The 10,595-nt window shown below is 68.4% G+C and carries 12 protein-coding genes; 7 read left to right on the top strand and 5 right to left on the bottom strand.

Annotation, left to right across the window (positions count from 1 at the left end):
- Positions 1-205 precede the first annotated feature (205 nt).
- The 3 genes from AC0Z36_RS28680 to AC0Z36_RS28690 form a co-directional block, all read right to left on the bottom strand.
- On the bottom strand, positions 206-541 hold the full coding sequence (locus AC0Z36_RS28680; protein WP_485466007.1) for a hypothetical protein: 336 nt from the start codon (positions 539-541) through the stop codon (positions 206-208).
- 155 nt (positions 542-696) lie between these two features.
- Complete coding sequence (locus AC0Z36_RS28685) at positions 697-1,944, bottom strand: helix-turn-helix domain-containing protein (RefSeq protein ID WP_485465996.1); 1,248 nt, start codon at positions 1,942-1,944, stop codon at positions 697-699.
- 610 nt (positions 1,945-2,554) lie between these two features.
- Positions 2,555-3,445 carry a GntR family transcriptional regulator gene (locus tag AC0Z36_RS28690; RefSeq protein ID WP_485465997.1) on the bottom strand — a complete coding sequence of 297 codons (891 nt, stop codon included), beginning with the start codon at positions 3,443-3,445 and terminating at the stop codon, positions 2,555-2,557.
- Positions 3,446-3,610: 165 nt separating this feature from the next.
- Between AC0Z36_RS28690 and AC0Z36_RS28695 the strand changes: the two genes are divergently transcribed.
- The 7 genes from AC0Z36_RS28695 (at position 3,611) to AC0Z36_RS28725 (ending at position 9,433) form a co-directional block, all read left to right on the top strand.
- The gene (locus AC0Z36_RS28695) at positions 3,611-3,964 is read left to right on the top strand and encodes an SCO3933 family regulatory protein (protein WP_485465998.1); all 354 of its coding nucleotides are present in this window, start codon (positions 3,611-3,613) and stop codon (positions 3,962-3,964) included.
- Positions 3,961-4,149, top strand: a complete 189-nt coding sequence (locus AC0Z36_RS28700; RefSeq protein ID WP_485465999.1) for a hypothetical protein — start codon at positions 3,961-3,963, stop codon at positions 4,147-4,149. Before AC0Z36_RS28695 ends, AC0Z36_RS28700 begins: the two co-directional genes overlap by 4 nt.
- A 1-nt stretch (position 4,150) precedes the next feature.
- Positions 4,151-5,542, top strand: a complete 1,392-nt coding sequence (locus AC0Z36_RS28705; RefSeq protein WP_485466000.1) for an FtsK/SpoIIIE domain-containing protein — start codon at positions 4,151-4,153, stop codon at positions 5,540-5,542.
- A 36-nt stretch (positions 5,543-5,578) separates the two neighbouring features.
- Positions 5,579-6,313 carry a DUF2637 domain-containing protein gene (locus tag AC0Z36_RS28710; protein WP_485466001.1) on the top strand — a complete coding sequence of 245 codons (735 nt, stop codon included), beginning with the start codon at positions 5,579-5,581 and terminating at the stop codon, positions 6,311-6,313.
- A gap of 152 nt (positions 6,314-6,465) precedes the next feature.
- The gene (locus AC0Z36_RS28715) at positions 6,466-7,899 is read left to right on the top strand and encodes a replication initiator (protein ID WP_485466002.1); all 1,434 of its coding nucleotides are present in this window, start codon (positions 6,466-6,468) and stop codon (positions 7,897-7,899) included.
- Positions 7,899-8,126 (top strand): helix-turn-helix domain-containing protein, encoded by a 228-nt coding sequence (locus AC0Z36_RS28720; protein ID WP_485466003.1) that lies wholly within the window; start codon positions 7,899-7,901, stop codon positions 8,124-8,126. Before AC0Z36_RS28715 ends, AC0Z36_RS28720 begins: the two co-directional genes overlap by 1 nt.
- The gene (locus AC0Z36_RS28725; protein WP_485466004.1) at positions 8,126-9,433 is read left to right on the top strand and encodes a tyrosine-type recombinase/integrase; all 1,308 of its coding nucleotides are present in this window, start codon (positions 8,126-8,128) and stop codon (positions 9,431-9,433) included. The genes AC0Z36_RS28720 and AC0Z36_RS28725 overlap by 1 nt, the downstream gene beginning before the upstream one ends.
- Positions 9,434-9,515: 82 nt before the next feature.
- Here the strand turns inward: AC0Z36_RS28725 and AC0Z36_RS28730 are convergent, their stop codons facing one another.
- Complete coding sequence (locus tag AC0Z36_RS28730) at positions 9,516-10,088, bottom strand: hypothetical protein (protein WP_485466005.1); 573 nt, start codon at positions 10,086-10,088, stop codon at positions 9,516-9,518.
- Positions 10,082-10,595: hypothetical protein (locus AC0Z36_RS28735; protein ID WP_485466006.1), on the bottom strand; the 514-nt coding region annotated here is incomplete at its 5' end. The genes AC0Z36_RS28730 and AC0Z36_RS28735, both read right to left, overlap by 7 nt.

Genomic DNA, 10,595 nt, shown 5'->3' on the forward strand with positions numbered 1-10,595 from the left:
TTGAGAGCGAGCATTGCATCGTCTTCAGTTGCAACTCCAGGACCACAATTGTGAACCAGGACCGGGGTGTCCCCCGCCAGCACATAGTACGTGTGCTGGTTAGGGCCCTCTCGCCTGCATTTATGCAGGTCAGTGGCGGTTCAGGGTTCCGCTGGTGTCCGTGGCCGTGTGTCTGAATCCGTGGTTGTTGCCGTCGCTACTGCCGTCAGGTGCCGGGGCTCTCGGGCGAAGCGGGGATTCGGTCGCCGCGTGATTCGGCGACCCGGAGTGCGTCGGTCAGGGCTTCGGTCAGCCGGCAGGCGAGCCACCGGTACTCGACGGCCGACAGCATCTTGGCTCCGGGGGCCACGACCGGACGGGCGTACCCCAGGAGTTCCTCGCCCATGTCGAGTTGTACTTCTTCGATGCTGTCGGCAAGCGAGGAGAGGTAGCCCCTACCATCGGTGCTGAGGTAGCAGGGGTTTCCGTCCTGAGTGGTCCATGGCAGTAAGCGGGGACCGGTCACGCCTGCCGCTGCGTCGTGCAGATCTCTGCGGCGCATACGGTCCGCGTCGGTCCTGGATGTGCTCACCGTGCACCCCCACCTGGGTAGCCGAATGGAATACGGCGACCGTAGGGGGCTACTGTCCGTCACTCCATCGATGAGGCATGCCAGTTGTCGACAGAGCGTGCCAGAAGTATCGCGTTGCGTGGTAGCTATCCGACGACGCCCAGGTAGCCGGCCATCTCCCGCATCTCCGTCGTGAGGGTGCGCTTGCGCTTGCCCAGGATCTCCTGCATGGTCTCGGCGGCCATGTTCTGGTGACGCATCCACTCCGGGGCCGCCTCCCGGGCTCGGGTCAGCTCATCCATGGCGGCCGACAGGTCCCCTGTGCGCGTGTGGGCGCGGGCCACGTCGAGGGTGAAGCGGTTCCCGTCGTTCGTACTGGGCCTGCCCAAGCGTTTCCACGCCTTGGGCGACAACTCCTCCTGTTCCCCGGCCTTGCGCACCACGACGCGCGCGTCTCCTACGACCATGGAGTCTTCGAGGGCCTTCATGGCCGCCGTGACCGGCCCGAAGACGGACCAGTGCCGGGAGACGTTGCGGTGCGACGTGCCGACGGCGGCTGCCGCCACCCGAGCTGCCTTCCGGTACTCCTTGGCCGCGTCCGGACGGTTGTTGCGGGCGGCCGCGGCTGCGGCCTCCATCGCCAGACCGCCCCAGACCGCGTAGTGGTCCGGTTCCGCCCCGGTGATCTTCGGTTCCACCGCGTCCATGCTCTGGGCGGCGATCCGCTCCGCCTCGTCCAGCCGGCCCTGCCGCACCAGCAGCCAGCACATACCGCCGACGCCGGATCCCGCCGCGAGCATGTCCCCGGCCTGCCGGGCATCCGTGATCGCGCCGACCAGGGCGGTGTACGCAATGTCGTACTGCCGCACCTGCGTGAGGTAAGTGCCAGCCAGGCGCAGCGCCTCCGCGCGGGCCAGCAGGGCCTGGCGGTGCTCATCTCCACTGCCGTAGTAGGCAACGGCCCTCGCTGCATCACGCAGCAGGTCCGGCAGTTGGGACGCGACGCTCTTGTAGCTGTCGGCGAAGTACAGGACCCGCGCGTCAGCCACCGTCCGGCTGAAGGCGCGCAGGTTGGGTTCCTCGCCCACCGCTTCGGGGTTCTGATCCACGAGCCCGACAGCCGGGGTGAGTACGGCGCGAAGCTGGATCAGGTTGACCCGGTTCGGCTCCTCTGCACGGCCCACGGGTTCGGGGGCATCGGACGCCATCAGCGCGCCGGTGGTCACGCCCAGCGCGCGGGCCAGGGCGTGAAGGGTTTCCATGCGGACCGTTCCGCCCTGCTCGACCTTGCGTACCGTGCCAGGCGACACGCCTGCGACGTGGGCGAGTTCTTCCTGGCTCATCCCGGCCCGACGCCGGTACTTACGGACGTTGTCCGCCAGTTCCGTAATCATCAGCTCACCACCTCCAGCGCCACGGTACGCCGGAAGGGCGTATCAACCGGGGGCTTATCCGGCAGATACCCACCCGGGGGCGGTAACCCACGCTGTGTACCGGGTTGGGCCCGCCGTCGGCCAGAACAGCGCAGGGCCAGGGCCTCCGGCAAGACCGGGGCCTGAGCGGTAGGGGTCCCTCGTCGGTCGGGCAGCTTCGCCGTACCAGGGTTCTCCGGGGGCCGCCAAGGCTCACCGGGTGACGCTTGCGCTTGGCCTTGGCGGCCCCCGGAGAACCCTGGTACGCCTCCGGTGACCGGGCGACGAGGGACCCCTCCCGCGCCCCGCGACCACTCACCACGACGGACCCGCACCCGTACTCGGGCCTCCCGCCCCTCGGAGAGAGGGCCGGGGCCTGGGGCAGAGCCCCCAGAACAATCCCCGCTGCTGGCTGTTGCGCGCCCGGACCGGCGGGGCCGCCGACAAGCGGGGCGGAGACAGGAGCGGGCGGCGGCCCCGCAGGGCCGGAGCGCGCGCGGGCCGCGCCAGCGGACCGCCTTGATCAAGTAAAGAAACTCTGAACAGCTCACCCGGTACTGCGTGTCCTGCCGCTCCGCCGGGTGTGGCCGGTTCAGCGTCGGCGTCTGCTTTCGTTCAGCCGGTCGTGCAGGCGCTGGACCTTGGCGGCGTTCTCCTCGGGTGTGTAGTTGCCGCTGAGGCGCTTGCGTTGCTCCATGACGGCGCGCATGGCGTCGCGGTGGGTGGTGGCGGCTTCGAACTCGGCGCTGGCCTTGGTGAACCGTTCTTCGGCGGCGGCGAGTTCGGCGGCCACTTCGTCGTCGCTCTTGCCGCTGAGCCGTACGGCCTCCTCGTCCGCCCGTTGCTGGGCCGTCGCCTCCTCCAACCCCTCGTGGTAGCGCTTGAGGAACTGGTCGCGCGGGCTGAGCTGGTGAACGAACACGCCCCGGCCCTGCACGGAGTAGATCAGCCCCTCCTCCTTGAGGACCCGCAGGGCGTTCTGTGCGGTGGAGTTGGCGATGCCGAACTGTTCTTGCAGTTCGCGGGCGGACGGCAGCTTGGCGCCTGGTGCGAGCCGACCGTCCTGGATCTGCTTGCGGAGCGTGTCCGCGGTCCGCACGTACGGGGGGCGGGGATCGTCAGCGGGGCTGGTGGCGGTCTGCCATCCGCGCTGGAGATCACCGAGACCGGTGTACGCGGGATCGGACTCGCCGGGATCGGTTCCCTCGCTTTCCGCTGCGGCCTCCGGCTCCCCTTCGGCCGGCGTCTCCTGCGTGCGGACGTAGCTGCCTCGGCCAAGGACGGAGTAGATCAGTCCCTCGCGCTTGAGGAGTCGCAGGGCGTTTTGGACCGTGGAGCTGGCGATGCCGAAGCGTCGTTGCAGCTCGCGCGCGGCGGGGAGGCGTTCGCCTGGGCGTAGCTCGCCGTCGTGGATGGCGGCGCGCAGGACGTCGGCGGCCTGGACGTACGGCGGCCGGGGGTCCTCTCCCAGGGGCAGCTTCATGGCACGAGGGTATCGGCGTCGGCGCTCATGGCACACCCGGGTGTCCTCGGCGTTCCAGACGTATCGGCGTAGCGATACGAATCGACCGTTGCGCGTGTAGCGGGCGTACCGCTAAGGTCATGGCGAGTCGATCAAGCGACTCCACCGAACAAGGGGTGTGATGGCATGGCCATGACTCGTATCCGTGTTGCCCTGCTGCCGTCAGCGGTGTGCATCGCGGGCACCGAACCGGCGCTGAAGATCAAGGACCAGCAGACCGGGGAGGTCGCCACCGACAGGGAGACCGGCGCGTCGCTGTACACGGTGACCGTGATGCTCATGGAGGACGGCCGCGCCGAGGTCCTGAAGATCACCGTCCCGGAGACCGGCCTTGCGGCCGGGCTCAAGCCGGGTGCGATGGTGCGGCCGGTGGAGCTGTTCGCGACCCCATGGGCTCGGATCTTCAACGGCCAGCTCTCCGACGGCGTCGCCTACCGCGCCGCCCGCCTGGAGCTGGTGACAGTGGAGGCAACCCAGTGACCCGCTTCGAACACCGCACGCCGGAGCGGGAGTTGTCCCCGCTCCGCCCCCTGCCTGGGACCGAGGGCAAGGCCACCTTCGCCGTCTCAGCCGCCGTGCTCGATCTGCTCGGCCTGAACCTGGAGCAGGCGTCCCGCCTCGACCTGACCCACGTGTTCCACCTGATACGCGAAGAGGGGGCCTGACATGGAAGCCGTGACGGGATACGCGTCGTACGCGCTGCCGATCGCTACGGTGCTGGTCGGTGTGTGCTTGCTGGTGACGGCGGTGCGCTACCTGCGCGCCGACCGGGGCACGCGGGTCAGCATGCGGCAGGCCATCCGGGTCCGCTGGGGCTGGGTACGCCTCGCGCGGATGGCCGGGCTGACGGTCACCGACAAGACCCCGACCCTGTTGGCGCAGATCACCGCGCAGAAGGACGGTGCTGTCCCCGCGCCTCGGGTGCTGACTCCGAAGATCAAGGTCAAGCCCGACCAGTTCGGGGTGATCGTCCGGGCTCGCACGCTGCCACAGGTCGGTTTGGAGGAGTACCAGAAGTCGGCGCGGTTCCTGGCGGACGCCTGGCGGTGCACGCGGGTCTCCGTGCTGCCGGACGGCCCCGGCAGGGTGGTGATTCGTGGCGTGCGCTCCGACCCGCTGACCACGCCCACCACACACAGGCCCACCGGCCGACCACTCGCCGACCTGACGCGCTGGGAGCTTGGCGTGGACGAGTACGCCGCCCGGGTGTCCGTGTCCCTGGCCAATGTGCCCGGGGTGACCGTGGCCGGCGTCCCGGGTGCGGGCAAGACCTCGGCGGTCAACAAGTTCGTCTGCGACTTCGCACCCTCCGCCGCCGTGCAGATCGCAGGTGCGGACGGGAAGGTGTCGCGGGCTTCGGAGGGCGACTACGCGGACCTGGTCAAGCGGATGTTCGCGTTCTGCGGTGACGACCTGGACGAGGCGAACGCGCTGTTCAAGCGCCTGGTGGAGCTGCGCAAGCGGCGCTCTGCGACCATCCGGGACGTGCTGGGCGTGAAGAACATATGGCACATCGGCCCCTCTCCGGAGTGGCCGCTCACGGTCCTGATCATCGATGAGGCGCACACGTACTTCCGCGAGTACAAGGGCAGCGACGCCACCACCAAGCGCCTTGCCGCACTGACGGCGGAGAACGCCCGGCTGGTGGAGGACCTGGTCAAGAAGGGCCGCAGCGTCGGCATCCTGGTGATCCTGATCAGCCAGAAGACCACCGGCGACGCCATCCCCACCTTCATCCGCGACGTGTGCCCCATCGGACTCTCCTTCGCCCAGAAGACAGTGGAAGCCGCGGTGGCCGCGCTCGGTGACGACATCCGCAACTGGCCCGACGCCAGCCCGGTCACCTTGCAGGACCCCACCTACGTCGGCGTCGCGGTCATGGCGATGCAGGGCCGCCCCGGCTACACCCGCATCCGCACCCCCTACGTCTCCGACACCGACGCCGCCCGCGTCGCCGAGGAGACCTCGCACCTGACCGCCGACCCGGATCTGTGCCTGGGCGCCCTTCTCCGCTCGACCAGCCGGACGGCAACACCCGTGCCCTCACTCACCAAGTGATCCCGAACAGCTCACGCGAGAAAGGGGGTTGAGATCATGGCGGAGGAGCGATTCACCCGGCGCACCGTGACCGTGGTCATGGCGGTCATCGCGGCCCTGGCCTTCGTCTTCTCCTTCGGCAACGTCTGGGCACTCGCCCTGCGCCTCGGTGTTCCGCACCCGATCGCCCCGCTGATCGCGCCGATGGTGGACCTGTCCGTTGTCGGACTCCTGGTCGCCCTGCGATTCCTGGCCCTGCGCGGCGTTCCCAAGGCGGAGTTGATGGCCGGTACCCGGCTGCTGCACCTGTGCGGGCTGCTCACCCTCGCCCTGAACACCGCCGAACCACTGCTGGCCGGACGCTACGGCCGGGCCTGCCTGGACACCGTCGCCCCGCTCCTGCTCCTCGGCTGGGGCCACGTCGGCCCCGCCTTCCTCGCCCAGTTCCACACACCCATCGCCCCCGCCCCGCACCCGGAGGAAATTGCCGCTCCTCTCTCCGAGCCGGTGCCCGACGAGGCATCCGCACCCGAATCAGCACCCACGGTCCCCGTCCCGGTCACCGCCGCCTCGCCGGTCGAAGAGCCGAAGCCCATCCCGGCTCCGGCCGCCATCACCAAGACGGCTCACTCCGCCGCCGGCCCGGCGCTGCCGGCCGCCCTGCTGAACGCGGCCCGGCGCATCGCGGACACCCACCGCGCAGAGTACGAAGCGCCGATCACAGCAGCCCAGTTGGGGACCCGCATGGGCGTCGCCCTGCCGGTGGCCACTGCCGCACTCGCTCAGCTCTGAGCCCCGGCCCTCACCGGCCGCATCCCCCTCGCTCAACCCCACGCCCGCTCCCTCGGGCTGGTTCGCCATGCCCCGAGCAGCACCAACACGCCTCCTCGCCTGACTGGTTGCTGCTCGGGGCCGCCCCACCCGACAGAAGGGACACGCCCCGAATGGTCACCCTGGACCTGCGCCACGTGGCAAGCCCCGCCGTACGGGACCTGCTCCACCTCGTCAACAGCCCCGACTTCGACCGCGCACAGCAGCAGATCGAACGCCTCGGCGGCTGCACCGAACCCGTACGCCTGACCGGCCAGAGCGCTACCGTCGACACCACGACCGGTGAGGTACTGCGCTCCTACACCACGTCCGACGAGCCCACGGGCAGCCTGCTCACCGCATGCGGCAACCGCCGCGCCTCCCGCTGCCCCGCCTGCTCCCGCCTCTACGCCGCCGACACCTACCACCTCATCCGCGCCGGCCTGACCGGCGGCAAGACCGTCCCCGAAACCGTCCGCAGCCACCCCCGTGTCTTCGCCACCCTCACCGCACCCTCATTCGGCCCCGTCCACAACCGCCCCACCACTCCCGGCGGGGACGTTCGCCCCTGCCGCTGCGGCAAGCTCCACGAACACACGGACGCGCTGCTCGGCACGCCGCTGCACCCGGCGAGATATGACTACGCGGGCGCGGTCCTTTTCAACGCCTATGCCTCCGCCCTGTGGGCACGTTTCACGATCTACCTGCGCCGTGAGATCGCCGCCCGGCTCGGCATGACCCAGAAGGCCGCCCGTGCCGTGCTGCGGGTCTCCTTCGCCAAGGTCGCCGAGTACCAAAAGCGCGGCCTGGTCCACTTCCACGCCGTGATCCGCCTCGACGGCCCGGACGGCAACAGCCAGCCCCCTCCGCCGTCCGCCACCGTCGCCCTGCTCGCCGACGCCATCCGGGCTGCTGCCGCCCGCGTACGTGTAACGGTGGTATCGGACGCGATCGGGGAACGCGAACTCGCCTGGGGAGAACAGCTCGACGTACGCGAGATCGCCGCCTTCGGCACCGACGACGAACTGACAGATCAGGCAGTTGCCGCCTACGTGGCCAAGTCCGCAGACACCGCGGGCACCCTCGACCGCGCTCTGTTCTGCCGCCCCTGCCAAGGACGCGGCGCAACGCTCCTGCCCCACGGAACCCCGCTCCCGTGCACCGCCTGCAACGGCACCGGACAGACCCGGCCCCTGCCCCGGCTCGCCGTGGCCCGGCACATTCGGCAGATGATCCGCACCAGCTGGGATCTCGGCAAGCTGCCAGAGTTCGCCGACCTCAAGCTCTGGAAGTGGGCACACATGCTCGGCTTCCGCGGCCACTTCTCCACCAAGTCCCGCTGCTACTCCGTCACCCTCGGCGCGCTGCGCGCCGCCCGCCGCGCCTGGCGCACCGAACAGGCCCGCGCCCACGCCGGCCTCCCCGACCTCGACCCGACGACCACCCTCGTCGTCGGCCACTGGGCCTACCACGGATCGGGTTACAGCCCCGGCGCCGAACTCCTCGCTGCCGACGTCTGGCACCGCAGGGAACTGGAACGGCAGTTCATAGCGGAAGAGGGCTGCTGATGACCTCAGACCAGCCCACCGCGCCCCACCTGGCGCCAAGTGCGTCGCAGGAACTGCTGACCGTCCCCCAGGTCATGGCACGCCTCCAGCTCGGCCGCTCTGCTGTCTACGACCTGCTCCGCACCCGGAAGCTCGCCTCGATCACCCTCGGCCGCGCCCGCCGTATCCCCGCCCGCTCCCTCACCGACTTCATCCACGCCCGCCTCGACCAGGAAGCCGCCGCCTGATGACCGCGCCCCGCGAAGCCGTCCCCTCCCGCCGCGTCCGCGCCAACGGCGACGGAACCGTCTACCAGCGCAAAGACGGACGCTGGGAAGCCGCCGGCTACGTCCTCGCCCCAGGCAACACCCGCAAGCGCATCCGCGTCTACGGCACCACCCGCACGGAAGCCCTGTCCAAACTCACCGAGAAGATCGCTGCCAGCAACCGTGGCGTCCCCGTTCCGTCCGCGCAGGGCAGCGTCAGCGCGTACCTGACGTACTGGCTGGAGAACGTTGCCGTCCACCACCTCCGCGAGAACACCCACACCCGCTACACCACCTGCGCCCACCGGTACCTCATCCCCGGCCTGGGCAAGAAGAAGCTCGCCAAACTCACCGCCAAGGACGTCCGCACCTGGCTCAACCAGCTCCGCACCACCTGCCAGTGCTGCACCCGCAACATCGACGCCCACCGCGACCAGCCCCGATGCTGCGCCGCTGGGGCGTGCTGCTCCAAGAGGCTCTCCCCGCTGACGCTGGCGTACATCCACTCCGTGCTGAAGTCCGCTCTGGAGCACGCCGTACGTGAGGAGGAGATCGCGCGCAATGTCGCCCGCAACGTCCGCACGGGTACGCCGCGCCCCCGTCGGTTCGAACCGCTCACGGCAGATGAAGCCCGCCAGTTCCTCGCCGCTGTCCGCACTGACCGCCTGTTCGCGCTCTACGAACTCGCCCTCCGAACCGGACTCCGCAAGGGCGAACTCCTCGGCCTCCAGTGGGAGGACCTCGACCTCCAGACAGGCACTGCCAGCATCCGACGCACCCTCCAGCGCACGCAGACCGGCGGACTCACCGCCCTGCCGACCAAGACCTGCGCATCCGAACGACGCATCGCCCTCCCCAACGAGTGCATCCGCACATTCAAGGAACACCGTGAGGTACAGGAAGGAGAACGAGAGGCGGCAGCGGAGGACTGGAAGGACAACGGCCTCGTCTTCAGCACGCCGGCAGGAGGGCCGATCGATCCCGCGAACCTCAATCGCAGCTTCCGCGCCCTCCTCGACCGGGCAGGGCTCCGCCGGATTCGCTTCCACGACCTACGGCACTCCACCGCCACGCTCCTCCTGGAGCAAGGCGTCGAACTCGTCGTGATCAAAGAACTCCTCGGCCACGCCCACATCGGCGTCACCGCCACCGTCTACGCCCACGTCAGACTCCGCCTCCAGCGCAACGCCATCGACCTCCTCGGCCGCACACTCCACAGCCCCACAGCGACCACCAACCGGCCCGATGACGGGGACGACCCGGCGCCTTTCGCAACGCCTGTCCGCTGACGTTGCCGTCAACTACTGCCGTCAACGCGCAGGAGCCCCACCGAGAATTCGCCTCGGTGGGGCTCCTGAATTACCGTATAGCTCAGTGCGTAAATCGACTCTGAATTGCCAGCAGACGCTCGCGACTAATGATTCGATCGCCTTGCCTCAGCTGCGGGAGCAAATCAGATCTCAAAGCATCCAAAGGGGGCGCGGAAGCTGTGCGTTGCTGACATTCTGCCTCCTGGGCGAAGAGTTCGGCATCTGAAAGGTTCTGGTCCAATTGCCCCATCGCCGTCAGGCATGAATGTGCACACTTGAGGGCATCTTCAACGTCGCCGCTGGATCGATAGAGGGCTGCGTACCTCATCGCCAGCACCGCGTAGAAGGAGTAGATACCTGCTACGTCGATGATCTCCTCGTCAGACGGTTCAAGCTCCCGGAAACCCTCCAGGGACTCCACCGAAGCACGGAACGAATCTGCCGGGATTTCAGGATCCCAAAGATTCTCCAGAAGCTGGACAACGACATCGGAGTCGCCATTCCGCGCGGGATCGACTCCGCACAGCCCCGTGAACACCTGCGCCATCCGCTCGGCGCATCCAGCCACGAAGGTTGCAACCTGAGCCTGCGACTGTCCCCGAAGGGTCGCCGCAACAGCCTCATCGACTACCACTCAAAACTCCTCTGGCGAGTTGTAGTTTTACCACTTCCCGGGTACACCTCACCCATCATCTTACCGCCAGTGCCCCGGATGAGCGGAGCACACCTACCCAGGCAGACATTACGAGAAGTCCCTCCCGAAATGGGAGTCCATCCCATTTCGTTAATGAAGAGCAGGGCATTCTGTTCCGCGTGAGTGCCTGGGATGTTGTCGGCGACAATCTCACCCTTACCGATGGCGGACATCTGTGCGGGGGTCAAGCCATCACCAGATCCGGCAACGACGTTGATCGGACCATGCGGAGTGTCCGCCCTGATTACAGCCACCGTGCTCACGTTCTTGCGAACGAATTCATCCGGCTCGGCGGCATGAATTTCACTCGCCCGTGCCGAGAGATTGCAATTGTGGACCAGGACCGGCGTGGCCCCCGCCAGCACATAGTACGTGTGGATGCCCTCGACCGTCAGGTCGTAAGTCCGCTGCTGCTGACGGAAGATCCGTACAGCTTCGACCTGGACC

The organism is Kitasatospora sp. UYEF31 (genome assembly GCF_057291755.1).

Excerpts from the sequence above, each read along its gene's own strand:
- AC0Z36_RS28695 (WP_485465998.1), top strand. The coding sequence starts at position 3,611 with ATGGCCATGACTCGTATCCGTGTTGCCCTGCTGCCGTCAGCGGTGTGC.
- AC0Z36_RS28685 (WP_485465996.1), bottom strand. The coding sequence starts at position 1,944 with ATGATTACGGAACTGGCGGACAACGTCCGTAAGTACCGGCGTCGGGCC.
- AC0Z36_RS28710 (WP_485466001.1), top strand. The coding sequence starts at position 5,579 with ATGGCGGAGGAGCGATTCACCCGGCGCACCGTGACCGTGGTCATGGCG.
- AC0Z36_RS28725 (WP_485466004.1), top strand. The coding sequence starts at position 8,126 with ATGACCGCGCCCCGCGAAGCCGTCCCCTCCCGCCGCGTCCGCGCCAAC.
- AC0Z36_RS28680 (WP_485466007.1), bottom strand. The coding sequence starts at position 541 with ATGCGCCGCAGAGATCTGCACGACGCAGCGGCAGGCGTGACCGGTCCC.
- AC0Z36_RS28690 (WP_485465997.1), bottom strand. The coding sequence starts at position 3,445 with ATGAAGCTGCCCCTGGGAGAGGACCCCCGGCCGCCGTACGTCCAGGCC.
- AC0Z36_RS28705 (WP_485466000.1), top strand. The coding sequence starts at position 4,151 with ATGGAAGCCGTGACGGGATACGCGTCGTACGCGCTGCCGATCGCTACG.
- AC0Z36_RS28720 (WP_485466003.1), top strand. The coding sequence starts at position 7,899 with ATGACCTCAGACCAGCCCACCGCGCCCCACCTGGCGCCAAGTGCGTCG.
- AC0Z36_RS28715 (WP_485466002.1), top strand. The coding sequence starts at position 6,466 with ATGGTCACCCTGGACCTGCGCCACGTGGCAAGCCCCGCCGTACGGGAC.